Annotated in this window: 23 protein-coding genes; 13 read left to right on the top strand and 10 right to left on the bottom strand. The window is 37.3% G+C overall.

All coding sequences use genetic code 11. The features are described from left to right. The first annotated feature begins 221 nt into the window (after window positions 1–221). Window positions 222–851: a hypothetical protein gene (locus NE848_RS05900; RefSeq protein WP_252111408.1), complete on the top strand. Its 630-nt coding sequence runs from the start codon at window positions 222–224 to the stop codon at window positions 849–851. Between the two features lie 749 nt (window positions 852–1,600). Here NE848_RS05900 and NE848_RS05905 read toward each other — a convergent pair. After that, window positions 1,601–2,278 carry a type 1 glutamine amidotransferase domain-containing protein gene (locus NE848_RS05905; protein WP_252111410.1) on the bottom strand — a complete coding sequence of 226 codons (678 nt, stop codon included), beginning with the start codon at window positions 2,276–2,278 and terminating at the stop codon, window positions 1,601–1,603. Between the two features lie 1,454 nt (window positions 2,279–3,732). Here NE848_RS05905 and NE848_RS05910 point away from each other — a divergent pair. Further along, the gene (locus tag NE848_RS05910; RefSeq protein ID WP_252111412.1) at window positions 3,733–4,887 is read left to right on the top strand and encodes a saccharopine dehydrogenase family protein; all 1,155 of its coding nucleotides are present in this window, start codon (window positions 3,733–3,735) and stop codon (window positions 4,885–4,887) included. A 100-nt stretch (window positions 4,888–4,987) separates the two neighbouring features. Here the strand turns inward: NE848_RS05910 and NE848_RS05915 are convergent, their stop codons facing one another. Both NE848_RS05915 and NE848_RS05920 read right to left on the bottom strand, forming a co-directional pair. Beyond that, window positions 4,988–6,202 carry a phospholipase D-like domain-containing protein gene (locus NE848_RS05915; RefSeq protein WP_252111414.1) on the bottom strand — a complete coding sequence of 405 codons (1,215 nt, stop codon included), beginning with the start codon at window positions 6,200–6,202 and terminating at the stop codon, window positions 4,988–4,990. A 210-nt stretch (window positions 6,203–6,412) separates the two neighbouring features. Continuing rightward, window positions 6,413–7,096: a YDG/SRA domain-containing protein gene (locus NE848_RS05920; protein WP_252111416.1), complete on the bottom strand. Its 684-nt coding sequence runs from the start codon at window positions 7,094–7,096 to the stop codon at window positions 6,413–6,415. 130 nt (window positions 7,097–7,226) lie between these two features. On the opposite strand from NE848_RS05920, the gene NE848_RS05925 reads away from it, so the two are divergent. From NE848_RS05925 to NE848_RS05940, 4 genes are all read left to right on the top strand, one after another. Further along, on the top strand, window positions 7,227–7,451 hold the full coding sequence (locus NE848_RS05925; RefSeq protein ID WP_252111418.1) for a helix-turn-helix domain-containing protein: 225 nt from the start codon (window positions 7,227–7,229) through the stop codon (window positions 7,449–7,451). Between the two features lie 38 nt (window positions 7,452–7,489). Continuing rightward, window positions 7,490–10,399 (top strand): MrcB family domain-containing protein, encoded by a 2,910-nt coding sequence (locus tag NE848_RS05930; RefSeq protein ID WP_252111420.1) that lies wholly within the window; start codon window positions 7,490–7,492, stop codon window positions 10,397–10,399. Beyond that, window positions 10,386–11,636: an McrC family protein gene (locus tag NE848_RS05935; protein WP_252111422.1), complete on the top strand. Its 1,251-nt coding sequence runs from the start codon at window positions 10,386–10,388 to the stop codon at window positions 11,634–11,636. The genes NE848_RS05930 and NE848_RS05935 overlap by 14 nt, the downstream gene beginning before the upstream one ends. A 139-nt stretch (window positions 11,637–11,775) precedes the next feature. After that, window positions 11,776–12,306 carry a CIA30 family protein gene (locus NE848_RS05940; protein WP_252111424.1) on the top strand — a complete coding sequence of 177 codons (531 nt, stop codon included), beginning with the start codon at window positions 11,776–11,778 and terminating at the stop codon, window positions 12,304–12,306. A gap of 77 nt (window positions 12,307–12,383) precedes the next feature. On the opposite strand, the gene NE848_RS05945 is transcribed toward NE848_RS05940, so the two are convergent. Continuing rightward, the gene (locus NE848_RS05945) at window positions 12,384–13,499 is read right to left on the bottom strand and encodes a DUF2914 domain-containing protein (RefSeq protein WP_252111426.1); all 1,116 of its coding nucleotides are present in this window, start codon (window positions 13,497–13,499) and stop codon (window positions 12,384–12,386) included. Window positions 13,500–13,876: 377 nt separating this feature from the next. On the opposite strand from NE848_RS05945, the gene NE848_RS05950 reads away from it, so the two are divergent. The 3 genes from NE848_RS05950 to NE848_RS05960 all read left to right on the top strand — a co-directional run bounded on the left by NE848_RS05950 (window position 13,877) and on the right by NE848_RS05960 (window position 18,508). Continuing rightward, window positions 13,877–17,287: a T9SS type A sorting domain-containing protein gene (locus NE848_RS05950; protein ID WP_252111429.1), complete on the top strand. Its 3,411-nt coding sequence runs from the start codon at window positions 13,877–13,879 to the stop codon at window positions 17,285–17,287. Further along, window positions 17,284–17,979 carry a glycoside hydrolase family 78 protein gene (locus NE848_RS05955; RefSeq protein WP_252111431.1) on the top strand — a complete coding sequence of 232 codons (696 nt, stop codon included), beginning with the start codon at window positions 17,284–17,286 and terminating at the stop codon, window positions 17,977–17,979. Before NE848_RS05950 ends, NE848_RS05955 begins: the two co-directional genes overlap by 4 nt. A gap of 178 nt (window positions 17,980–18,157) precedes the next feature. Beyond that, the gene (locus tag NE848_RS05960; protein ID WP_252111434.1) at window positions 18,158–18,508 is read left to right on the top strand and encodes a hypothetical protein; all 351 of its coding nucleotides are present in this window, start codon (window positions 18,158–18,160) and stop codon (window positions 18,506–18,508) included. 475 nt (window positions 18,509–18,983) lie between these two features. Here the strand turns inward: NE848_RS05960 and NE848_RS05965 are convergent, their stop codons facing one another. Next, entirely contained in the window at window positions 18,984–19,802 is an 819-nt protein-coding gene (locus NE848_RS05965; RefSeq protein WP_252111436.1) for a helix-turn-helix domain-containing protein, read from the bottom strand. A gap of 206 nt (window positions 19,803–20,008) precedes the next feature. Continuing rightward, window positions 20,009–20,857 carry a universal stress protein gene (locus tag NE848_RS05970; RefSeq protein ID WP_252111438.1) on the bottom strand — a complete coding sequence of 283 codons (849 nt, stop codon included), beginning with the start codon at window positions 20,855–20,857 and terminating at the stop codon, window positions 20,009–20,011. Window positions 20,858–21,075: 218 nt separating this feature from the next. On the opposite strand from NE848_RS05970, the gene NE848_RS05975 reads away from it, so the two are divergent. Beyond that, the gene (locus tag NE848_RS05975; RefSeq protein ID WP_252111440.1) at window positions 21,076–21,495 is read left to right on the top strand and encodes a Cif family virulence factor; all 420 of its coding nucleotides are present in this window, start codon (window positions 21,076–21,078) and stop codon (window positions 21,493–21,495) included. A gap of 36 nt (window positions 21,496–21,531) precedes the next feature. On the opposite strand, the gene NE848_RS05980 is transcribed toward NE848_RS05975, so the two are convergent. After that, a complete protein-coding gene (locus tag NE848_RS05980) occupies window positions 21,532–22,284 on the bottom strand; it encodes a potassium channel family protein (protein ID WP_252111442.1) in 753 nt (250 codons plus the stop codon). A 267-nt stretch (window positions 22,285–22,551) separates the two neighbouring features. Here NE848_RS05980 and NE848_RS05985 point away from each other — a divergent pair, with 267 nt between their 5' ends. Together NE848_RS05985 and NE848_RS05990 are read left to right on the top strand one after the other, a co-directional pair. Next, the gene (locus tag NE848_RS05985; protein ID WP_252111444.1) at window positions 22,552–22,887 is read left to right on the top strand and encodes a hypothetical protein; all 336 of its coding nucleotides are present in this window, start codon (window positions 22,552–22,554) and stop codon (window positions 22,885–22,887) included. A 92-nt stretch (window positions 22,888–22,979) separates the two neighbouring features. Next, a complete protein-coding gene (locus tag NE848_RS05990; RefSeq protein ID WP_252111446.1) occupies window positions 22,980–23,435 on the top strand; it encodes a hypothetical protein in 456 nt (151 codons plus the stop codon). Window positions 23,436–23,580: 145 nt separating this feature from the next. On the opposite strand, the gene NE848_RS05995 is transcribed toward NE848_RS05990, so the two are convergent. Further along, entirely contained in the window at window positions 23,581–23,943 is a 363-nt protein-coding gene (locus NE848_RS05995) for a hypothetical protein (protein WP_252111448.1), read from the bottom strand. Window positions 23,944–24,241: 298 nt separating this feature from the next. Here NE848_RS05995 and NE848_RS06000 point away from each other — a divergent pair, with 298 nt between their 5' ends. Further along, entirely contained in the window at window positions 24,242–24,580 is a 339-nt protein-coding gene (locus NE848_RS06000) for a hypothetical protein (protein ID WP_252111450.1), read from the top strand. An 8-nt stretch (window positions 24,581–24,588) separates the two neighbouring features. On the opposite strand, the gene NE848_RS06005 is transcribed toward NE848_RS06000, so the two are convergent. Beyond that, window positions 24,589–25,359, bottom strand: coding sequence for a LytR/AlgR family response regulator transcription factor (locus NE848_RS06005; RefSeq protein ID WP_252111452.1), 771 nt, complete (start codon window positions 25,357–25,359; stop codon window positions 24,589–24,591). Next, window positions 25,340–26,509, bottom strand: coding sequence for a sensor histidine kinase (locus tag NE848_RS06010; protein ID WP_252111454.1), 1,170 nt, complete (start codon window positions 26,507–26,509; stop codon window positions 25,340–25,342). The genes NE848_RS06005 and NE848_RS06010 overlap by 20 nt, the downstream gene beginning before the upstream one ends. Between the last annotated feature and the right edge of the window lie 14 nt (window positions 26,510–26,523).

Below are 26,523 nucleotides of genomic sequence, written 5' to 3' on the forward strand. Positions count from 1 at the left end.
GGCTTAAAGAAATAGCGGAATTAGTTGGTTTTGATTTTCAATCCCGGAAGCTCGGGAAATGATTTCGGTCCCGATACTTACCTGGACTATAGGGCTACCGGGACCTGCTCCGAGTGCCTAAACCGAACAGTATGAGGAAATTAATTTTTAGCAAGAAAATAGTATGCCTTCATTCTTTTCGTTAACTTGTTAATCCCTTGAATCACAAAAACTTATACCTTATGAAAAATGTTATCCTGCTTGCCTTTATGCTATGCATAGGCTACACCGGTCTGGCTCAGATAAAGAAGCCATCCAAAATTAAGACGACCCAGCTGAAAAATCTTAAACTCAGCGAAGCTCAGCTAAAGAACATGAATGCGAAGGAAATTGCCAATTTACCTATCACGAAGGTTGATCGCGGTAAACTGGTGATGCTAAAACCCAATGAATCCTGGAACCTGGATGCTCCAAAATTAAGCGACAAAGACCTGCATGTAAAATCCTTATTTGGATTTTACAGATCGGATGGTTCCTATGAGATACATCCCATTTTTGTTCATGATAACCGTAATGGTTTTTCGAACCTTGAGTACATGAAACTACAATTCCGGCCGGAAACGAACCAGAGATACAGGTTGCAGATCCAACTGGAACCCGGCGATTACCCCAACCACCATGTGATGTTCAATACAGGTGGGTATAACAGGGCATTTGTGGTGAACGACCAGTATGATGAGATCCTGCTTGATTTTAGAGCAGACAGCAACGGGTTTGCTATAAGTAACCTGGTAAAGCGAAATGAACCGAATATGCTGAAGATACACCAGCCCTTAAAGATCAGGTCGATTAAACTGGATAAGGTGGAATAGGGAAAATGCTTTAAATGAAAAACCCTCTTTATCTTCCGGATGCAGAGGTTTTTTTGATTTCTAATTTGATTTTTTCCCTGCGGTCGAAATGAAAGGAAACTTCAGAATTTATTTAGTTAATATTTGAAAGTCATCTCGAACGTCCTGAGCCTGACGAAGGGGCGAGAGATCTTCCTCTGTTCCATTCCTTTTCTTTTTCCCATCGCCGGATCCCTCGACTTCGGTCGGGAGAAACAAAAAGGTCTAGGCTTACGAAAATTTAAATGAATTTTTCGCTCAGCAGCTAAATTTTAGGAACTCATCCGCTTTGGGCGGACTCAAACAGCCTAAAATTTTATGCTGCTTTCACTTTAAATTCTGGTTTAAATTTTCGATATGCCCTATTTTAAAGGAAAGTGAAGCTCTGATTTTTTCAGTTCCATTAAGATCAGCTCAAAAGTCATTTTACTTCAAAACCTGGTTAATCAACCTATCTTTTTTGCAAGTGTAGTGCTTCTCCGGCGTTAAGAATTTTTGAAGCCCTGGAAAAAATTTAGCCGGGGAAGAACGGTTCCGATTTTGCAGGGGCAAAATTGGAAACACCTACAAAAAAGTGTCCTTTTTTTGGTTCGTTTTTTTGGACAGGCAAAAAAATGAACTATCCTAAAACCTCTTTATCTCGATAGAGTGTATTCAAAACCTGGTGAGTATATCTCTGTTCCATTCCTTTTCTTTTTCCCATCGCCGGAAAAAGAAAGAGATAAAACATTTTATTTAAGCATCCCTAACAGTTTTTCTGCAGCCAGGCCTGAAGACGCCGGGTTCTGTCCCGTTACCAGGTTCCCGTCTACCAGCACATGTTCTTCCCAGTCACCGGCTTTGGAATAGATTCCGCCGTTTTCCTTTAGCATATCCTCCACAAGGAAAGGCACAACCTCGGTCAACTGTACGGCTTCTTCTTCGCTATTGGTAAAACCGGTCACTTTTTTGCCTTTTACCAGAGGCTCTCCATTGCTGGTTTTTACATTTTTTAATGCTGCCGGAGCATGGCACACAAAGCCAATAGGTTTATTCGCCGCATTAAAACTTTCAATCAGGCTGATGGAATCCCTGTCCTGGGAAAGATCCCAAAGCGGACCGTGACCTCCGGGGTAGAACACCGCGTCAAAATCTTCAGCCTTCATATCAGACAGTACTTTAGTGTTATTGATCACTTTTTGCGTAGCCTCATCCTTATGAAAGCGCCTGGTAGCCTCGGTCTGGTTATCTTCGGTATCAGAGTTTGGATCTATAGGTGCTTTTCCTCCCTTGGGAGTCGCCACCGTGATATCCACGCCTTTATCCAGTAATTTATAATACGGACTGGCGAATTCTTCTATCCAGAATCCTGTTTTGTTTCCTGTATCTCCCAGTTTGTCATGGGAAGTAAGCACAAATAATACTTTCATAGCTTTTGTTTTTTTAGGTTTATGATCCCGAAATCTTCATTATCTCACGGGATCTCATTAACAGCAAGCTAGGTATTTCCCTCTTATTTTGGTGTTATAAAAAAACTAAGATTTAGTAAAGAAAGCTACTTTATGTTTTTGTTTAGAGCTGTTGAGGTCTTGTCCCGACTTATAGGTTTTCAGCCGAAAAAAAACGTCCTCAGTTTCGACTTCGGGACCCACAGGCTATAAATCCGTTAAAAATGAATTGCTGTTTGAAAGTCATCTCGAGCGTCCTGAGCCTGGCGAAGGGGCGAGAGATCTATTTCCATACTCCTTCTTTTCTGGCAATAATTTTAATCTAGATTTCTCCCTACGGTCGAAATGACCAGGAACTATAATTTTATTTCTTTTTCATCAATGGAAAAAGAAAGGGATAAAAGCTTTATGTTTTATAGCCTTCTACGAATAATCCTAATCCAGATTTCTCCCCCGAATCCTCGGAGTCGAAATGACCAGGAACTTCAATTTATTGCTCTTTAAAAAGTCATCTCGAGCGTCCTGAGCCTGACGAAGGGGCGAGAGATCTATTTCCATCGTCCTTCTTTTCTGGCAATAATTTTAATCTAGATTTCTCCCTGCGGTCGAAATGACCGGAAACTATAATTTTATTTCTTTTTCATCAATGGAAAAAGAAAGGGATAAAAGCTTTATGTTTTATAGCCTTCTACGAATAATCCTAATCCAGATTTCTCCCCCGAATCCTCGGAGTCGAAATGACCAGGAACTTCAATTTATTGCTCTTTAAAAAGTCATCTCGAACGCCCTGAGCCTGACGAAGGGGCGAGAGATCTTCCTCTGTTCCATTCCTTTTCTTTTTCCCATCGCCGGATCCCTCGACTTCGCTCGGGAGAAACAAAAACGTCTAGGCTTACGAAAATTTAACTGAATTTTTCGCTCAGCAGCTAAATTTTAGGAACTCGTCTGCTTTGGGCGGACGCAAACAGCCTAAAATTTTACGCTGCTTTCACTTTAAATTCTGGTTTAAATTTTCGGTATGCCCTATTTTAAAGGAAAGTGAAGCTCTGATTTTTTCAGTTCCATTAAGATTAGCTCAAAAGCCATTTTACTTCAAAACCTGGTTAATCAACCTATCTTTTTTGCAAGTGTAGTGCTTCCCCGGCGTTAAGAATTTTTGAAGCCCTGGAAAAAATTTAGCCGGGGAAGTACGGTTCTAATTTTGCGGTGGCAAAATTGGAAACACCTACAAAAAAGTGTCCTTTTTTTGGTTCGTTTTTTTGGACAAGCAAAAAAATGAACAAATAAGAACATCTCAATCAAGTATTATCTATAGAATGTTTTCAAAGAGATGGAAGAATATGCCTATTTCATTCTATTTCTTTTTCTATCAATGAAAAAGAAAGGGAGCAAGTTCCTATTGATAAATTTCATTAAAAAAATACTTAACTTTAAGTATGAACAGCCAGTATAACATCATCATCGCCGGTGCCGGGGGGATCGCCCGGGCCGCCGGACTCATGCTCGCGGAATTAAGCGGCGTGGTGCCGAATCTTTTTATCCTTAACCGAAGCCTGGATAACGCCCAGAAGATGGCCCACTGGATCCAGAAAGGATCTTCCAGGGGAATCCAGGTGGAGTGTTTTGAGTTGCCCGAAGATGAGATCCCGGTTAGAGTTAGGGAAGCCCTGGAGAGTGCAGATATCCTGCTTGACTGTCTTCCCGGAAGTCAGGCTCCCAGGATGGCTCAGCTGGCAAAAGATTTCCATTTGCATTATGCCAATCTCACCGAGTATGTCTCCGAAACCGAAACCATAAAGAACCTGGCTGCAGATGCCGGTACGGGTTTCTTATTACAAACCGGCCTTGCACCCGGTTATATAGATGTGCTGGGGAATCACCTTTTCCAGACCTTCTGTAAAAGATTTAATGTGGAGAAAGCAGATTCCATCGCGCTTAAGGTAGGAGCGCTAACCAGGCATGCCGTGGCCCCGTATTATTATGGATTTACCTGGAGCCCGGTGGGGGTAGCTACCGAATACCTGAAAGAGGCTGCGGTGATACGTGACTATAAGGAGCGGACTTTGCCTTCGCTTTCCGAAAGAAACCGCATCATCATAGACGGGATGACCTATGAAGAAGATCTCACCTCGGGTGGCGCGGCCGACCTGCCCCAGAGCCTGAGCCATAAAGTGAGGAAGCTTGACTATAAGACGCTGAGGTTCCCCGGGCACTATGCCTGGGTGGATGAGCAGCTTTCACTCATAGGGCACAGCCTGCATATAATAGATGAATTACAGCAAAAGATGGAAGAGATGATCCCTCATATAGAGGAAGACCAGATCATTTTGTATGCCTCGGTAGAGGGAAAGGATGATAAGGGCACCATGCGTAAACTGGAAGTGTCTAAAAAGATCCTGCCCCAGCAGATAGGCAATCACAGCCTGCGTGCCATTCAAACCACCACCGCGGCTCCCTTGTTGCAGTCTGCTATGTTGTTACTCGAAAGCTCCGCCAAAGGAGTGGTCCTTCAAGGTGAGATCGAAACCGCTAACTTTTTAAACGGGCATTTTATTAAGCCGGTTTATGGAGAGATAAGTTCAGAATTGTAAATTGGGATAGGTTAAATTTTGTTTCAGAGTTGAATACAAAACCCTCTTATTTAGAATTAAGGGGTTAGTAATTTATTGTTTTTAGGATATGGTCCGATAATTAGTTAACTTCCATTAATCCTAGTTGAACTATAATTTCTTCTGGCCATAATATAAATTTTCCAAACTTTCCCTCTTTCTGCAGAGCCCCAAATCGATTACCTTTTGGGGTGGCGTACCAATCATTTCCTTCCTTTTCCATAAGATTTTTATTTACCAGAATTGAATTAATTTCTCTACTACTAATAGATGTTATTTCAGATAATTCTTTGGTTGACTTATAGACTGAATTGGAATAGTCCATAATTGTTTTAGGGTCTTTTTCATTTAAAATATATTCTGTCTTTTCTAGAAGTATGTATTGGTTAAACCAGTTTTTATTTAATAGAACGGCGACTATTTGATTTTTTCTGGGGAGCTCTTGTTTTGTGTCATACCATCTTGTGTAATCTTCACCGATAACCTTCATTTTTACTTGATCATAACTGAATTGTCCATTCTGATATCTGGTATCTAAAATCTCTCCATATGTAAAGTCCAAAGCAAGATTCATCTGATCAAAAATAGGTGCAGCTAGCTGATCTACTTTTTTCTGATTTCTAAGAATATTTCTAAGTTGATTTTCAGAAAGATGTTCGCTTTTTACGATTTCTAAAATTTGCTGATCTGATAAAATGTTTTCGGATTTCTCTTTAATCTTGAGAGAAAATTCCTTTCGGAAATATTCCAGTAAAAACTTTTGGGTTTGTTGTGGATATGTTAATTGGGGAGTTTTCTGAATTTCTGATGTAGAATTTGGATTAGCGACTTTTATATCCTCCTTTTCTTCAAGTTCACCAATTTTTTTTCTATCTCCATTGATCTTTAAATCTGCAATATCTTCCATCATACTTTCATATGCATCTTTATCTTTTTCTCTGTCTATAAGAAACCCCATTTCAATATTTGATGTTTGACTATAATCATAGAGATTCATAGAGGAAATGATGGCTTTATTTTCATTGATATAGCATTTAGCATGCAAGTTTTTCTTTTGGAAAACTCTCAGGTCATCAATCTCTTCCATCCATTCTAGCTCCTTTTCCTTTAATTTTGTATTTCCATAAATAATGGTGATCTCGGAAAGAGTTCCTAATTTACTTTTGGTTTTTAATCTTTCTTGAATCTGATTATTCACTTGAAGTGAATATGTAACTAAGATGATTTTTTCTTTAGCCTCTTTTAATAATTGCATTAATTCACTAGAAATCTGGGAGGTATCCAAATATTTAGCCATCTGTAATAATTGATTTATAGGTTAAAAATTTTATTAATTAAATTGAGTATAACCCTTCACAAAAACTAATAATATGGAGGAAACAGGGAGTAGGGATGCCTGATTTATACGATTGGTAAAGCTAAAAATATTATTAAATTCTTTGAAGGAATAAACCGGTAAATTCGACTGGATATTCAAAAAGGCAAACTTTTATTTTGATTTAGATTATCAAGTTGCTAAGTATCTCCGTATTTCCAATATTTCAAATCCAGGTCCAAAATTAATTGTGTCATGAAGTTTTTTACCAAGAAGTAATTGGGACATCTTACTTTCTGCACTAATTGATTGAGCAGTTTCAGCTTCTACACCAATTGCAAACCATTTCTCAGGTTTGCCAGGAGATTTTAGTAATACTAAATTCCCTATTTGAATTTTTTCGGGAGTTTGAATTTCCGATCCAATTTTATTTAAAGTAAAGCGACAAATTTTATATCCACTTTTACCCGTAACGATTTCCGCATGGGTAACATAAAATAGACCATCAAATTTATAACCTTCTTTTGGTGAAAATTTTGAGTTATGTTTCCAGCCTCTTATAACTCTAATTGGATATTGAGCTTTCATACTCTTAAGTAGTCCAGCATTACCCGGCGAATTCCATGATTGATGAGCCACTTGTTTCCCACTGGAGGGATCATTTCCTCCTTCACCAGTATAGAGTATTTCCTCACCTAAATCATAGTCATCTTCATAGCCACCTGACATTACTATTGCAGCAGCACCATCAGAAGCATTCCCATCTATACCTCTCACAGTAGATCGATGTAAACCGGCTTCGATAAGTTCATAGCGATTATTATAAATCGTGCCTTCTTTTATGTCATATGGATTGCCAAAAATTATCTTACTCATCTAAAGTTGGTTGTTTTACAATTAGAAATTTATAGAAAAATTAATCTTTTTTAAATAGGCGTAACCGTTTTATTTTAATTGTGACTTAAAGTCCGTTGACTTATAGTCTTCGTTAATGCAAATTTGTTTAATGACTGCTCAGTTAAAGGTTGGTAAACGAATTCTTCACCTAAGAAACGATTTAGGGCTTTCTCAAGAGAAGCTTGCTCTAAAAGCCGATATTGATAGAACTTACTTGACAGGTGTAGAGAATGGTAAAAGGAATATTTCGATTAAGAATATTGAGAAAATTTGTAAGGCATTGGAAATTAGCCTGAAAGATTTCTTTAATGATAACCTTTTTGATTTGAATTAATTTCAGGTTGACCCCTTCGGTTACCTTAAAAACTATATATGATACCAACCAATATTTCCAAAGAAAATATTTTGGAAGCATTTTCTTTTATTGACGAAGAAGGCATTAAAAACGGTGCACAATCTTCCACTTATGATGTTATTTTTAATGATAAGCGTTATCCACCAAAGTTGGTTATAAGCTTAGCTAATAAATTTGCTAATGGCTATGAGTTGGATAGATCATCATTCAAGGGTGGTGAAAAGACAAAAGCATTTGAAATTTTAAGGAATCATGGATTCTTAATTGAAAGAAAACCATTTATTAAAGATTTAGTTTATCAGTTTTTAGAACAAGCTAAAACTGATTCACTTACAACTAGTCAATATCCAAATTCTTACAGAGGTTTAAAAATTAAAGTTAGTTTCGGTGTAGGTAATCAGGCCAAAATACCCTGGATAGCATTTTTGAAGCCTCCAAATAAGGTTATGGATGGAATATACCCAGGCGTACTTTATTATAAAGAAGAAAATCTCTTAATTCTTACTTATGGAAGAAGTGAGACCAATAGTTCTAGTTTTAGATGGGGAGTGGAGGATGCCGAGACTATAAATGAATATTTTCAAAAGAATTTAAATAAAAAACCTAGGCGATATGGTGAATCATTAATGAAGTCTGCGTTTGATCTAGATCATAGTTTGGATATTGAAAAATTCGAATCAGATTTAGATGAATTAATTGATACATATAAGAACCTTTCATTTGAAAATTTGGTTAATGAGCCCGAAGAAAAATACAATTCCACAAACTATTGGATATTTCAATGTAATCCAGCAATATTTGATTTAGAAAGTGCTTTAAAGGCAGATGCAGTTCATTCTTGGAAAGTTGCAGCTCATAAAGATAAAATCCAACCGGGCGATAAAGCTATTATATGGGTTACGGGATCAGACGCAAAATGTCTGGCCTTAGGAGAGATTCGTTCCGAGCCGTCTTTAATGTATGAAAATAATGAAGAAAGAAAATACTACTATAGAGATGACAAACCTTCCCAGGAGACTAGAGTGAGAATAGTAATTACTGATAACTTTTTGGAGAACCCTATTTACTGGTCGGATATCAAGTTGTTACCAGAATTTAAAGATTTTAAGGCAGGGAACCAGGGAACAAACTTTTCGGCTGATAAAGAAGAGTTCGATGCACTAAAAGAATTTGGGAATGCAGGTCAGGTTGGTATATATGAACAAATTAAAAGAAAACTCGATTCTATAAAAGTTGAAAAGTACCTTAAAATCCTGAAAGAGTTTAAATATAAAAATCAGCTCGATCAAAATGATGAAAGAATCAGTTTTAATGTAAGGCCGGAGAGAAATCGCTTAGTTTTTATCATTGGCAATAGGTATTCGTTTTTAATCCATAAAGAAAATGGAGAAACTCAATTTGAATTTATATCCAATAAAAAATTAAATGATAATTCTGGTTCATTCTATAATTACCATGGAGAGGAAAGGATGTTTTTTAATAAAGTAAAGGATATAAATGGTTTTGAAAATGATATTTTATTGGGGTTGCAAACTGAACTGGATAAGAATAGGAAAACTCCCTATCGCAAATTTTTAAATCAAGATTTTATGAAGGATGTTTTTGAAACCAAAAGCCATTCGCTCAATGAAAGAAAGGATGTAGCCCTTCCTTTAAATTCTATTTTGTATGGCCCTCCAGGAACAGGCAAAACTTTTAAACTTCAAAATGAGTATTTCGATGATTTTACAGTTCGCGAATCTTCTCTCACTAGAACTCAATATCTGGAAAATCTTGTTTCCGAGTTAACCTGGTGGCAGGTGATCGCTATTGTATTATTGGATATAAAGAAGTCAAAGGTTAATGATATTCATTCTCATGAGTTATTAATTATTAAAGAAAAGCTTTCCAATAGTAAACGAGTCAGACCGATTATTTGGGGGAATTTGCAACATTTCACCGATCCTGAATGTGAATATGTAAATGTAGCAGAAAGAAGTCCTAATCCCATTTTCTTTAAAGATAAAGAGTCATTTTGGGAGGTAAAAGAAGATTTATTGGAACAATTTTACCCTGAAGCTTTTTCGATATTAGAGGAAGTGAAAAATTATCATCCTAATCCGGATAAATTAATTAAGAATTATGAGTTTGTCACTTTTCATCAATCTTTTAGTTATGAAGATTTTATTGAAGGTATTAAGCCAAAACTTGAAGATCAGGAAAATGAAGTTTCTTATGAAATTCAGGATGGTATATTTAAAAAGCTATGCCTAAAGGCAGATGCCGATAGAGGTAATGATTATGCCATTTTTATTGATGAGATTAATAGAGGTAATGTATCTGCCATTTTTGGCGAACTTATTACGCTAATCGAAAAAGATAAAAGATTAGGAGAGGAGAATGAATTAAGAGCAAAACTACCTTATTCAAAAAATGAACTGGGCGTTCCTCCAAACCTATATATTTTTGGCACCATGAACACTGCAGACCGTAGCGTTGAAGCTTTGGATACGGCATTGAGAAGAAGGTTTGTATTTGAAGAAGTGATGCCAATACCCGATCTATTAAAAAATATAGAATTTGATGGATTTAATTTGAGCCAGGTATTAATCACAATAAATGAGCGGATAGAAGCTTTGTTAGATAGGGACCATGCGATTGGACATTCATATTTCATAAAAATTAATTCTGGCGATACAGAGGCTTTAAAACTTGCTTTTGAAAATAAAATAATCCCTCTTCTTCAGGAGTACTTTTATCATGATTACGAAAAAATTGCTCTTATACTGGGGGAAGGTTTTATAGAACAGGATGATGCCAGGGTGAAATTTGCAAGATTTAATAATGTGGAAGAACCAGAACTTACTTCATCTTTTAAACTCAAGCCCGTAGAAGATATCGAAGCTGCAATTAATGCTCTTCTAAATAATGTTGATGAAGAAAACTAATCGCATACAGGTTTTTGAACATCAGTTTCTTCCAATAGGAGGGGCTTTTAAAAAACATCATTTAAAAGCTTTTTCCAACTTAAATGCCATTCATGATGATTGTTATTTTGATCTTCGCTACAATGGTTTAAAGTTTAAAAATTATGTAGGCGTAGTCCAGGTAGATGGTTTAACAATCGAGATTCTGCCCAAAATAGATTCTCATGAAGAGAATAAGGATTTATGGCAGGGTGTCTTAATCGACATGTTAAAAGCCACAAAAAAATTAAAGGTTCAAAAAATAGGACAGGCTAATGTTTCAAAACAAAATATCCATTTGCTGGATATCTATTTTGAATGGTATTTGAGAGAAGTAGAGCTTCTTATTCGGCAAGGCCTAATTAAACAATATTACAAACAAACCGGCAATGTGAAAGCCTTGAAAGGTAAACTGGAATTTTCAGGGCATATCCAAAAAAATCTAATTCATAAAGAACGATTTTATACAACCCATCAGGTGTATGAGAAAGATCATTTAATTCATCAGATCCTCTCTTTTGCTCTGGAAATAATAGAACATTTCTCTAAAGGCACCTATTTATATTCGAAATGTAAATCTGTTCAATTAGATTTCCCTGATGTCAGCAAATGCTATATTGATAGATCTACTTTTTCAAGGTTAAAAAATAACAGGAAAACAGCGCCTTATAATACAGCTCTTGAAATTGCTAAATTTATAATTCTTCAGTATGCCCCAAATATTTCATCCGGAGATGAAAAGATGCTGGCACTTCTTTTCGATATGAATTCCTTATGGGAAGAATATGTTTTGGCAAGATTAAAAAATGAAGCTAAGAACCATCCTAATCTGGATGTCTACGGCCAAAAATCTAAGAAATTCTGGCAGGGAATAACTATTAGGCCAGATATAGTAGTAAAGCTTAATGAGGATATTTTCATTATAGATACTAAATGGAAAAACATAAGGAATTCCAAGCCTTCCACTCAGGATCTTAGGCAGATGTATGTTTATAATGATTACTGGAAATCATTTAAGGCAGTATTGTTATATCCAACGGATGAAAATAGTAAAACACCTGTTTTTTCTACTTACCACGACAAAGACCATGAATGCGGAATAGGAAAGGTAAATGTTTTACAAGGTGAAAAGTTGAATCCTGAAATAGGTGAAGAAATAATTAACTGGTTTAGAATCGAGAAGCAAGATTTTCGAAAAATCACTTCTCAAATGTTGTGAACTGGATACCCTCGCCATGGTAATGATCTACGAACACCTCCTGGAACTGGTTAAAGAGCACTGACACAAAAAATTAATCCTTCCATCCCAGGATTATATTGCTTAAATTATCAGGATTGCTTTCTAAAAAAATAAAACAATGAAATACCTTTTAATCATGATCATCTTGTTTTCTGCCAGCTCATCCCTAATGCTCTTCGACTTCGGTAAGAACTCAGATCTTAGCAACTGGAGGGTGGTAGATGATGTGGTGATGGGCGGGCGATCCTCAGGGCATTTCAGTTTAAACGAGGAAGGACATGCTGCTTTTCAAGGTGAGGTTTCCCTGGCGAATAACGGAGGTTTTTCCTCTGTAGATTATAACTTCAGGAAGATAGAGACTTCCGATTATTCCAAAGTAGTGATACGGCTTAAAGGTGATGGCAAAAAATACCAGTTCAGGTTAAAGGCTGATTCTAAGGAGTATTACTCTTATGCAGCCGAATTTGATACTTCCGGAGAATGGGAAGAGGTCGAGATCGATTTTGAGGATATGTATCCCACCTACCGCGGCAGAAACCTGGACAAACCAAATTTTGATGGAAAATCCATGACCCAGGTTACATTTCTTATCGGCAACAAAAAAGAACAGAATTTCAAACTGCTACTTGATAAGATAGAATTGAAATGATCTGTATTAATTACTTAAGTTAACATGTATTTTAACTCAACGGCTGGAAAAACCCCGATAAATTGAGGAAACAGTTGTTAAAATGATTTCTTTACCATTCCTCTTTTATTAGGTTCAGCAGTGTTTTTAATCTCAAAATCCACAATACCAAGTATTAGTTCCTCTTCCGTAATCACTTCAACTTTCCATTGGCCTTCCTTAAGGTTATTTTTATAGGTATATCCACGGAAACCACGATCACGCCCACCGGCAACTTCAAAATCAATATCATCGGTAACTTCCCATTCCCCGGTTTCAGGATTGTACCATTTCCACCTGTGAAAAATGGACTTTTTTAGATCGGTAGGTGCAAAAACAGAAGTGAACACATAAACTCTTTCATCTGCCTGGCGATGAAAAGTGACGTGATGTTTACGCCAGAATACATACCATGGATTCCTCTCGTAAGTAACGATGTATTCGTTATTTATTTTTCGCACATCATGAGCCACCAAACCATTATCCATAGCTAGCGGCACTGGTGGAATAAGATTGAAATAGTAAAAAACATTGATCGTTATATAGATAGAAAGGATAAGACTGATCAGTTTTTTTAGACTTATCTGAGCTCTTGTGCCCGGGCTTGAACTGTAAATAAATGTGATGAGTGCCAGCGTACACCCCAAACTTATAAGCCCCGAAATGATAAAAATAAAGGTATTCATTTCCTTGATCAGCGTGGGAATCATAAAGGCGAAAAAGGTGAAACTTATAAAAAAATAAATACTGAACTGAAGGTATTTATTGGAGATTTTCCTTTTAAGAAACTCGTTTGCAAATAAGAGCAGCACCAGCAGTATGAAAAAAAACAAGGTTTTTGACATGGACACACTTCTGAAAAAGTAGATGACAAAAGCACTTGAAAGTGCGCCAAAGAAGAACTGTATGGCTAGCGGAAGATATTCGGAATAACGTTCGATAAAAGTACCTTCCCACTTGTCTTCATCCACGGTATTATACAAATAAAGCGTTATGGACAATAAGCTCATATGCGAGCAAAGTACCACCGTATCATAAACACGATCTATTCGGCCTAATGTCAACGTATCAAAAATAAAACCACCCATAAAAAAAAGAACGGGAGCGTACTTTTGATTGCGATAAACAAACCTTCCAAAAGCAGTATTTCTATATCTTACTAAAGTTCTTTTCATCATGTATTTAGTAGCGCCAAATTTAAGGTAAAAACTTCATCCGGATATTTGCTTTGCCTTTAATAAGAAAAACTGGACGCGACATTTTCAGAAATGGAAAATATCGCCGATGGTGGCGCTGCACTCACCGCCTATGAAAAACTTTAGTATACCGATATGCCTGAAGAGGAACGGCTGGAGATAAAAAATCCACAATAAATATAACCTGAGCTATTTAAGTTTTATTAGGCTGTGATTTTATTTTTATTCTCAACCGTAATTTAATTTTGAGGGTGAATATTTCATTTTTTATTTAGAAAATCTTAACATTTATTTATATTTATCCTGAATTAAACTTCTGCAGGAGTAATAACACCCAAACTCATTTTTAGTATGTTATGAAATATTACTTTTATCTTATTTATTTTCTCCCATTTTATCTCTTTTCCCAAAATGCAATATTATTAGAAACCAATTTGGCTAATAGCAGTACTCCGAATGATTTTGTGATGACTGACACAGGGTTTTACTTTTCGGCTCAAGATCCCGTATACGGTCGGGAATTGTTTTTTTCAGACGGTACCGTTGAAGGTACAAGAATGGTGGTAGATATTTTTGAAGGCAATCGTAATGGCCATCAGAAGAATCATGGTATTTTAAACAATAAATTGCTTTTCACAGGGAGTCCTAACTTTTCCTCTTCAAATAATTTATACATAACTGATGGGAGTGAAGAGGGTACTACTTTACTCGTTGAAGATATGCAAATACTTGAGTGGTTGGAGTATAATGGCAAAATCTATTTCAGCGGAAATTTTCAAAATACTGGATACAAACTTTGGGTCACAGATGGTACCGCTAATGGTACGCAACTTGTCATTGATCTGAATTCTGAAAATGGTGGCTCGAATCCTAGTAATTTTAAGATTTTCCGGGAGAAAATTTTCTTCACTGCTAATACCGTAGAATTAGGAAGAGAAATTTGGTATAGTGATGGAACTGGCGAAGGGACTGAAATGCTAAAAGATATAGGTCAGAATGGGAATGGGGTTTTGGAATCTCCTTTGTATGTTTTTAATAACGAGCTATATTTCATGGGTAAGGGTGCTAACAATTATTTTCAATTATTTAAAAGTGACGGTACTAGTGATGGTACGTATGAGTTGAAGACCATAAACCAGAGAGATAATGCTACACATAAACTTCAGGGAGTGGTATTGAATGAAGGATTTTATTTCAAGGCTGATGATGGCCTCCACGGTACCGAATTATGGAAAACTGACGGCTCGGAAGAAGGCACACAATTGGTAAAAGATATCTACGAAGGTTCGGGGTCTGGCTTACCTTACTCAGGCTACATGGGTGTCGATTTAATTGAATTTAACGGAAAAATTTATTTTACCGGTAGTGATAACATACATGGAGATGAGTTATGGCAAACTGATGGCACAGCAGAAGGTACAAGTTTAGTAAAGGACTTAAGCCCTGGTTCATTAGGCACCTGGCTTCCACAATTTTATAAAGTTGATGATAGATTATTTTTTGTTGCACAAGCCAGTGGGGAACCAGAATTTAGTTTATACGAAATAGACCAGAGCCATTCACAACCTGAAAGAATTAGTGAAGAGATAGTACCCTGGAATTACTCTGATGTAAACATAGAGGTAGTAGGTTTTGAATCTAAATTTTACTATGTTACAAAAACCGAAAAATATGGAAATGAACTTTTTAGATATGATCCTGTAACAGGTAAATCTTCCCTGTTTAAAGATCTTAACTCCAGATATCCAGGCTTTCCAATTGGTTTTGAATCAATAAATAACAACTTGTATTTTTCCGCTTCAAATCATTTGTTTTTAACTAACGGTTCTAAGGAAAACCTGAGGAAGATTGATAAAGTTCGATCTTCATATTACCAGCGCCAATCAGAAAAGATTGAATTCGAAAAGATGAATAATGAATTATACTTTAATGGTTTATCTGAAGGTTCTGGTATAGAACTCTGGAAAACTGATGGCACTCAAGGCGGGACGGTAATGGTTAAAGATATAAATCCCGGGCAGGAGAACAGCGTATATGAAGAGTATTTCTATAATAACTTTAAAGCGGTAGATGGTAAGTTGTTTTTTCCGGCAGATGATGGTGAGCACGGATTGGAATTGTGGATAACTGAAGGGACTGAGGAAACCACCAGAATGGTAAAAAATATCAATAGTGGCTCTTTAAATTCTTTTCCAAGCCAAATGGTCAATGTGGGGCAAACCGTCTACTTTAAGGCAAAAGACGAAAGTGGGCCGGGTTTATGGAAGACTGAGGGGACAACTGCGAGCACATCTAAAATAATTAACCTGCAAGATATTCGTTTAATGAGAGCTGTTAACGATAAGATTATTATGGCTGCAGACTATGATAATGGTCGAAATGAACATCATAATGACTTGGTAACTTCAGATGGAACCGCAGAAGGAACATCCCTTCTAATGTCCTTTCCAAACTATTTCGATACCCACGCCAGGTACTGGGCAAATAAAGGTGATTATATTTATTTTGTTCAGAGACACCCCAACACTTTGAAGCATTCTATTTATAAGACAGATGGTACGGCAGAAGGGACGGTTTTGGTTTATAACGGGGATGATCATGAAAATAGCACTCCGGAAATAAATTGGTTGAAGGTTTGTGGGAATAGCCTGTATTTCGCGATCGAAACTATTAGTCCCTATTCGGGAGTCGAACTATGGAGATTGGATGATCAGGGAGAAGTTGAAAAAGTGAGTGTTGAATCAAATAACCTTAAAAGCACTTTGGAGGGGATTGAATGTTTTGATGAAAAACTATTTTTTGCAGATAATCTCCGGGCACATGAGTTATGGTTCCATCAAGCCGGAAAAGCTACTACAGAAAGATTAGATTTTAAGGTAAATGGTAGTGTTCCGGATTCCGAATTTAAAATCTGGAATTTAACTTCAGCAGGGAATGTTCTTTATTTAATTGCACACACAGATAGATATGGGCAAGAGTTATATTCACTGGCTTTTGGTGAATTAACCAGTCTTCCCGATGAGACTTCCAATGAGTCTGAAGAACAAGAGGTGGTGAATTATAATTTATTCAGCCTTCAGGTATTTGCCGAAAGTTGTGCGGGTAAAAATAATGGAAAACTTCAAATTAAGGCTAATGAGACTGGGAGTTACCTGGCAGTATTTGATGGTCAGGAGATTGAATTTGATAACGAATTAAGCTTAGGGAGTTTAAGTCCTGGAGTATATAATATCTGTGTAAAATTCGGGAATGAATTTCAGTATTACCAATGCTATGAATTTACTATCGATGATGGGGTAAGTCTTCAGGGGGAGATTTCTGCAGTTCAGGAAAGAAATAGTAAAGAGAATAAATTTTCGGTAATAATGAGCAACGGATTAGCACCCTATACTGTTAAATTAAATAATCAAGTGTTAGGTGTATATTACTCCAATGAATTTGATCTGGGAATAAAGCAGTCTGGTGTTTTAGAAATAATCTCTAGTAAGGCCTGTGAGGGAACTTTAGAATTTCAAGTTAAAGCAGACAATAAAATTATAGCCTATCCTAATCCCGTAGAGAATATTCTTAATTTGGTGCTGCCTCAAGAGGTTTCGACAAAATTAAAAATAGAAATTAACTCAAGTTCTGGCCAGTCGCTAGAAAATTATACCATTATGCCTAATTCAAACGCCATTGAATTAAATTTTGAGCATTTAAATCCTGGAATTTATTTTATAAAATTAAAAGGCGGGGTGAATGAAACAATTAAGTTTATAAAGAAATGAGAGTAAAATTGACCTATACCATCATCGCATCTTTGTTAATATCTTGTAGCCCGTCTTCGACAGAAGATGATACCGTTGTTGAAGAAGAATCAAATTTGCCACCTACAAGCCCCACATTAATTTCTCCTGTGAATAACCTGTTGTGTACAGATGAGGTATTAAACTTTGAATGGAATATATCTTCAGATCCTGAAGATGATGCGATACAGTATGAGATTGAAATTGGCACAGATCAGCAGTTTTCAGATTTATATATGGAAAAATCTATTTCTGGCCAGAGTACAGAAGTGGAGTTGAATTCTTTTGAGAATTATTACTGGCGGGTTAGGGCAAAGGACATTAAAGGTAATGTAAGTGAATTTTCTGAAGTACGCACTCTGTCAACAGATGGAGAGGCTGAAACGAATCATCTTCCGGGTTCTCCGGAACTCATTTCGCCGGAGAATGGCACGAAAATAAGTGATAATGATATAGAACTATCTTGGGATTGTACGGACCTGGATGATGATAGTTTAACTTTTGATCTTTATCTGGGGACTTCGGAAAATCCTGATATAAAAGAACAAAATTTAGAAGGTTATTCAATTATTATCAGTTCACTACCTCCAAATACCTATTATTGGAAAGTAAACGCTAAAGATGGGAATGGCGGGATAGCTGAAGGACAACTTTGGAACTTTGAAGTGGAATAAAAGCTTTTTTACATTTCTAGTGGTAATAGTTAATTTCCCATACGTGACAGATTCTCAAAAATTCTTTTTTGCTAATCATCAATTATCATTTCCAGGTTGACCTCAGAAAATTCCCGCCATAAAACGTTAAATTTTTAACAGTATTGTTATATTTGGTAGGCCAACCAAAATTTAAACCGTGAACGACCAGAAGCTCACCCAAATGCTGCTGCATTTCAGAAAGACCAGTCTGCTTCCTGCCCTGGAAGCTGAAACCGATAAAAGGATATTCAGGGAATTGCAGCGATATTATCTTGTAAGGCTTAACTCCAGGGGAGAATGGATCATTACCAGGAAGGGGGAGGAGGCCCTGAACATGGGTGTGAAAAAATTTATCAAGGCAGAGAAATTTGAAAATCAGCTTGCAAAAGAGGCTCCCCGTCTTAAAAGACAGAAGAATATTCTCATGTTGCTGGTTGCCCTTCTATTATGCTTTTTTGTATTCCTGGTGGTAAGCAGTCCCCAAACTCTTATTGGCCTTCTGGATTAAGTGATACCGGGTTTGTCATAACAAGAGGCTGTCTAAAAAGTCTTGTGCCTGTCATTGCGAGGCACGAAGCAATCTCATGATGGTAACCAAAAGGCAGATTACTTCGCTTTGCTCGCAATGACGTCTGGAATTACTTTTTATCCAGCCTCTTTATTATTGGTGATGAATTGATGACTAATGATGAATGACCCTATTCCGAGTTTTAATTTGGTTGCACAAATTCCTTTTCATAAAACTGAAGTTGCTAACCGTAACAACAGCTTAACATTCCAGTTTATAAGGTTCAAATAAAATAATCGAAGCAATTTATTTCGGGGAGTTGCTCGCAAAATACCAGCTAGAAGGGTTTTGGAGGTATCTTATTCTAATTGGTTAATATCGAAATCAAAAATAGGGACTCTCTGGGAATAAGTCTTGTATAAATGCGACATTGTTCACTGATAATCAAACACTTATGCGTGCATAAGTATTGCTTTTATCGATTCAGCAGGTAATTGATATAGTCCATATCTAAAGTTACAATACTATTAGGGGATACCTTTAAATACTCTTTTACATAACGAGACATATGGGATTGGTCAAAATACCCGGTTTGGCTGGCAAGCTGTGACCAGGTAGTCTCCGGATTGTGTTCCAGGAAGTTGATAAGACATTTAAACCGGTAGATCTTTATATAAACCTTAGGAGACAGGCCTATCTTTTTCCGGAAGTGACGCTCAAGGCTTTTCCTGGGGTAATAAAAGCTTTCCAGGATTTCTGTAATATTTACATTCCCTTGTTTTTCATGTATATAATCCAGTACCTTTTCTAATTTCTTATCCTCCTCCCTGTGGGTGATATGTTTTCTGAAAAAATCGTTGAGTATATTTATTTGCTGTTGATTATCTGGCTGCGCTTTCAGGTTATTCCATAGAAGATCAGCTTCTTCCGGGCCCAGGAATTCAGTTAAGGCTTTGGAACTATTGGTGAGTTGTGAAAGATCATTCCCAAAAAACCGGTGCATTCCCATAGCTTTAAAGAAGACCATAATAGATTTGACTTCTCCTACCAGTTCGCCATATACGGGAGCCGTAACCTGCCCCCCTGCCACCGCATTTGCCGTAAAAAAATCCCTGTCTTCGATCCTGGCGATCACCGTGCCTTTATTTTTACCTATGTTGATTATAAAACCGCTCATTGCCAAAGGCGGCGAGAAATAGGTTTCAGTTTGGCCGTCAGGGATCTCCAGAATCCCGTAGGACGCAATAAATTCCTGAAGATCAGTTGGTGGTGTAAAAGCTAAGGGTCTTTTCATAGTATAATTTAAGCATAATCAGGATAACTCTTATTAAGATCTTCAAATTAATCTGGCTTATTATTCTTGTATAAATTGCCAGGAATGTATGGGAAGGAGGTTTTGGAACTTTAGGCTAATAGCCGTCACTTTTACAGAACCTTATGAAAAAATCATCCCGTGCTATGGTCACGGGATGATTTGAATGCTTCCGGTTTTTTGGCCGACTAGGATTTTTCCGGAAGTATAAGAAATGGAAATGAAAGATGCCTGTCTATATTCTCTACCACGGGTTCGCGGAAGATGCTTTCGGTAAAACCGTGTTTATAGTAGATCATACTTAACAGGTCCATATTATTGTTCTTTACGAATTCGGCAAGGGTACGCGAGATCTCTATATGAGTAAAGGAATACTCAAGATGTACAGGAACTTCTTCAAAATAAGATTTCAGCTCATTGAAATTTTTCCACTGTTCCTTGCTAAGGCTCCCCTCTTCACCGTCATAGACCACGGTGATCCTGGAACCAAGGCTTTTCGCTAACTGCCTTAAAAAACTGAAACTGCTCTCTTCAAACTTTCTGCTAAGATCGCTCGCGAAAGCGATATTCACGGGAGGAGTATAATCCAGTTCTCTCGGGATCACCAGGATTGGCCGGGAGATAGCCCTTTCAATCAGTTTGGTGGTATGGGTGCCATAAATACTTTGCAGCGTTCCCCTGTGTTTTTTAGTGCCCATGATCACCAGGTCTATATCCCTTTCTTTTATGAGGTTCTCTATGCCCTTTATGAGTTTCTGTTCAGAGCTTATGATCTCAAACCTTTCCTGGCCTAATTCTGAATCACGGATTATTTTATGAAGAGTTTCAGTGCAGCCTACCTGTGAACTTATCTTTAGCAGAGGTGCTTTCTTAAACTCCTCTTCATTCACGATGCTGTATACCGAAGTATGGATCTCGTCCCCATAGAAATTGGCGATATGAAATGTCGCGTCTTCCTCCTTAAAAAGTTGGGTAGCGTAATAAAGAGCGCAGTAGGCCTCTTTGGAAAAGTCGGTCGCAATAAGGATATTTTTCATGATCAAAAAGCTTAAAAAAATTAAAACTCTTCAATGATTTTCATTTTCAGCAACAAAATTAGTAGTGAAGCTCCTTTTAAAAAATGATGTTTATCATAATATTCCAGATAAATAAGGTGCAGGAAGGAGTAAAGGCCAAAAAATGAAGGTGATAATCCGATTTGTTTTAATCATTTGAAAATTAGAACTTTAAAAAGTCTGACCAATACTTTTTAAATATGAAAATGATCGTTTGTTCCCTGATGTTACTTTTAAGTTTGAGTGTTTATTCACAGAGCCGAACCACGCAAGATGTTTACAGGCATCACGAAGAAGCCCTTCTGAATAAGAATAAGACTGAAATTATGAAGGATTATGATGAGAATTCTGTAATGATTACCCCGGATGGTAAGGTGTATAAAGGATTGGAAGAGATTAGTAAAACCTTTGATTATGCCTTTGCTGAGTTCTTCCCGCAAAAAATAGAGATGCAAAAATTACATGAGGTGATTAAAGAGGAAGTTGTTTTTCTTGTGTATAAAATAATCGATGGAACTTCGGGTGAGGTAGTAACGCCATATGCCGTGGATACATTTGTTATCGAAGCCGGAAAGATAAGATATCAAACGATTGCCAGCCAGATGCCTGAAGTGGATTAAGATCATTTTTTAGTTACTGGAAGAATTTTACTCATGTCAGTTTTTCTGGTCTTCCTTCTTTTTGTTTTGTTCGCTTACAGCATCGTCATGCTCTTCATCACCGCTGGCTCCTTTTTTACGCTCTTCAAGGTTTTTTAAACCCGAACTTTCACCATAAAGAATGAGAATATCATCAACTCTTACCATGGTTTTTCCATAGGGAGCTCCTATATATTCTCCATCGGCTCTTTTGATTCCCAGAATAAGCACTCCTTCTTTATCTAACTGAAGTTCCTTTAGGGATTTCTGGTTCACCCAGTCTCCTTCTTCTACCTTTAATTCTGAAACACGGTAGTCACCTTCCAGGTTTAAAAGGCTGTAATAATCCTTTACATCCAGGTAGGTGTATTTTTTCAGAAGCTTTTCTATAAAACGGGAAAGTCTGCGATCTACAAAATCGCTGTAGGCCAGAAATATGAGAAGCCCGAACCCGGCCGCCAGCACCAGCATTTCAACCGAAAAGAAACCGGTTTCCTGCAGCGACAGAAAACTGAAGATTACAGAGGAAATAGTAGTAATCACCCCGGCATTCCCGGTAAAGATAAGGAAGGTAAGGATCTTCCTGCGAACCGGGTCCTTTACCATGAGTTCAGATTCCTTGGTGGTAAAACCTACACCCAGATATGCTGAACGTGCCTGGAATTTGGCAACCTCCTTGGAAAGCCCTGTATGTACAAAGGCAATGGTTCCAATTCTGGTAATAAGCAGGGAAATTGAAATGATGATGAGTAATGAGATTACCGCAGCCATGATCTTAATTTTTCCTGATTCTCTTTTTTAATTTAATCATTTTTTGGGAATCAGCGATCAGGGCTAAGGCACCACATTTCGTAATGCCATTTCGGGTTGAAAATAGTGGTCTGATACTTTCATTTATAGGTTTTTATATGCTTGAAACTATACAGGGGTTTTTTCCTAATTAAAGTATTTGTTTTAAATAACTGCTTTTCAGTAGTTTAATATAACTAACCAAAAAATGGAATTATGTAATATTTATTGTTTGGGTTGTTCTTATCCATGTCTTTTGGCATGACTGCCCAGAATCTTTCTGAAGACTCCGAAAAACTAAAAGCAGATCAACCTGAAATATACGAATCTATTGAGAAATATGCTTCCTCCAAGTGGTGGAACGATCCTTCAAAGAAAATTAATGAGATCAACCAGCAGGCTGAAGCATTCAGCGAACTGTGTCAGCTGGTAAAAAGGGGTTTTTCCAGGAACAGGTATTGTCTGGAAGCATTAAAGCAAAGAACAGAAGACGGAAAAAATATGAGCTTTAAAGAGGCCTCTGTTAACTGGAAAGAAGTGTTACTGGAGGCGAGACAACAGGTAGAAGTAAAGACGGCGTATTAAGCCATTCCTTCTTTAGTTAATTTCTTCACAAAGAAATTCCGGGAATCTGATTTTTAGCTTATTTAGATGCGTTTTTCTAAACCATAAATTAAATGAAAAAAGCACTTCTAATTGCCGGATTTTTTCTGCTTACCGGTAGCTATTCTTTTGCTCAGACCTTTGAGTACAAAACCATCACCGTGGTGGAATCTATCGTTCCAAACGGACTAGGACGTTCAAGAATGATAAGTTCTGAAGAAGAGCGCAATTACAAAGAATTTACCTCGCAGCGAAGCGAAGAGAACGATGAGAGAAATAAATCTGATCGCGGAGACATCAGGCTTAAGAACTTTGAAGAAACCAAACTGCTTAACTTTTTCAATATGGGCGGGATCCGGTTTCAGAACATCGCCGCTAATGATGCAGTTGTGACATCACGGCTTAACGATCTCGCCGAACAGGGATGGGAACTGGCTTTTGTGAATAGCGGTGTTGAAAGTTATAGCGGTGAAGATGATGATGGGGGTATTTATATTACCCGGTATATTTTTAAACGCTCTAAAAACTAGAAGAAGGCTGTTTGAAAAGTACGTCACTTGTCATTGCTAGGAACGAAGCAATCTTTACATAATAGGGGGTAATCTAGAAACAGATTATTTCACTTCGTTAGTAATGACATCTTGAGGTATTTTTCAAACAGCCTCTATAATATTTTTATTTCCGGTCCTTAACCTGGTGGTAGGCCATTTCATAACGGGCCATGATATCCCGCTGAACAAAATCGCCCGGTGTAAAATCTAAAAGATTAGCGGTAATAATATTGGTTTTCTCTCTCTGTCTCGGTATCTCCATAGTTACATCGTAGAACATCCTCTCCGTTAACCTGGTGTTTACATGGTACCAGTCATCATAGCGGCCGGCAGAAACAATAGAGCCTGTGGAGTCGGTTTTTACCACCACGACCCGCTCTTTTATTGTTCTCATTTTATTGCTGGTAATATCATTGCTGGTCTTTTGAAGGTTGCAACTTGTAAATACGAAAGCGGTGAAAGTAAAAAGTAATAGTAGTTTTCTCATAAGATCGGTTTTATTAAATTTTGTGAATTATTATAAAATTCCCAAAAAACATGCCGTATTGTGAATAGTTGGTGGAAATGTGGTAAATAAGATTTAATATTTCTAAAAATACCCATAATTAGGTATCGATAATTCATTTTTTAAATTAGTTTCCAGGGACTCATTTTTAAGTTTTGAAGGTCTTGTTTGCCTGAATCAGGGCATCTAAATTTTAACAAAATCAGCGATAAACAAATTTTGACACCACATTAAAAATTTGTTAATTGCCAGCCTGTTAGAGAGTTAAAATTGTGTTAAGGTGAATGCGGAAGATAAAATCTATCAGGTCTGTAGAGACGGGATGTTGGTAGCCGATGTAAGAAAAAGGTCCTCTGTGAATTTTATTAACGAACTCAGGGAGAACGAGCTTATCGTGATAAACCGAAAGGGAAAAATAAGGCTCACATCCAAAGGGAAGGTCGCCCGGAATATGGGGCTTTCAAACTACCTGGAAATGGATGAGCTGGAAAGGGAACTCCTAACCCGGGAGGTTTCTGAAATAAGATCGGAGAATAAAGGCCTTATCATGGTTCTTGGCGGATTGCTCATATCCTTTATATTTTTCCTGGGATACTGGTTTGTGAATTTCCAGAACTAAAATTTCCGTTAAAGATCCAGCCATTCTTTGAAAGCTGAAGCTTTACTGCTGCTTATAATATGATCTTTTTCTGAAGCAGGATCCAGTTTTAGCTGAAGCCTTCCCTTGAAGTAGGGGTGTACCTCTTTTACTGCCCGGATATTTACAATCAACTGACGGTTAGCCCTGAAAAATGTCTTATGATCCAGTTGGTTTTCTAATTGATCTAAAGTATAATTAACCGCAAACCTGTTACCCTTGAAGTTTACAAGTAACACGATCCCTTCTTCTGCCTGGAAATAGGCCACGTCTTTGCTGGAAATGGTCTTTATGCTCTGCCCGCTTTTTACCATAAAACGGGATTTTGTGTTATTCCCTGAATTACTCCCCATTTGGGTTTGAAGCAGGTTCTGCAGGTTCTGAAGTTCCTCACTCAGTTTATCCTGTTTTAGTTCTTCATATTTTTCGATGGCCTTTAAGATCTCTTCCTTTTTAAGAGGTTTCAGTAAATAATCAACACTGTTCACCTTGAAGGCTTCAATAGCATATTCGTTGTAAGCGGTGGTAAAGATCACGGGGGATTTTATCTCTATTTCTTTAAAGATCTCAAAACTGCTGCCGTCAGAAAGGTGGATATCACAAAATATTAGTTGCGGCATTTCATTACTGCCAAACCATGCTACTGCTTCTTCTATAGAAGCAAGTCTTGCCATTATTTTTGTGTCGGGGCGTAACTCTAAAATGATTTTCTGCAGGGCTTCTGCCGCAAAGATCTCATCTTCAATGATCACTATTCTCATAATCTTCTACTTTAAGGAGTGGAAGTTCAACCACGAATTCGTTTTCAGATTTTTGAATTTTTACCTTCTTATCGGTTAAATACTGGTACCTGTTTTGGATGTTCTCCAGTCCGGTTTTGGTGGAACTAATATTTTCTTTTCTGGGATTCAGCCCATTACTTACAACCAGGTAATCATTTTTAGTAAATATTTCGACCTTCAACGGATTGGAAGGTGTTGACCCGTTATGTTTTACGGTATTTTCTATAAGCATCTGTACTGAACCCGGTGGGAGTTGCAGGGCTAATTTATCCTCTGGTATATGAAAACTGAAATTTACCGCATCTCCAAAACGGGTTTCAAGCAAATAGGTATAGGCCCGGCAAACCTCTATTTCTTTTTTCAGGCTTATAAGCATCTCTCCACCATGGTCCAGGTAAGAACGGTAGAGGTCTGAAAGTTTTCTTATAAAATCAACCGCCTTATCCTGATCGCTGTAAACCAGTGATCCCAGTACGTTCAGGCTGTTAAAGAGGAAGTGAGGGTTTACCTGTTGCTTCAGGCTCTCCAGCTGGGCCTGGAAATTTTCTTTCTGTAACCGGGCCGAATTAAGTTTTTCTGCCTCTAACTTTCTTTTGCTTCTTTCCCTTTCCACAAAAAAATAGAAGAACAGCGCCACAATTATCTGTACAAGAAAGGAAGTTCTTAAACGTACAGGATTAAATGCATCCCAGGAAAAAAGAAAGGTGAGGGGTAAAATATTGATAAGGAAATGTAGGATTATCGCACTCGTAATAACAATTATCATCTCTATCGCTACCTTCAGAAAATGATTTAGATGGGACAGGCGAGGAGAATTGATTAGTTTGGAGAACTGCCGGTGCAGCCAGAAAAGAATGAGAAGAAAGATAAACTCTAATCCAAGTTCTGTCCATTCTAACCAGCTTGGAATTATAAGCCTGCCTAAATTATTGTAAACTACTGAAAAATAAACGATAAAAGTCGTGATAGCTGCTATCCCAACTTTTTCCAGTATCGTGCGGAAATTGGATCTCAACTTTTTTCCTTCCGGAGAATCTTTATCTGAAAGCTTTTCTTTTATAGTGTGAATTTTTCTTACCGGGTAAAAGTAAAAAATAAAATGTTTTTTATCTACTCCTGGTCTCTTCATGTGTTGCAACTTAA

The organism is Gramella jeungdoensis (assembly GCF_023805255.1).
In the GTDB taxonomy this organism is placed as follows: Bacteria; Bacteroidota; Bacteroidia; order Flavobacteriales; family Flavobacteriaceae; genus Christiangramia; species Christiangramia jeungdoensis.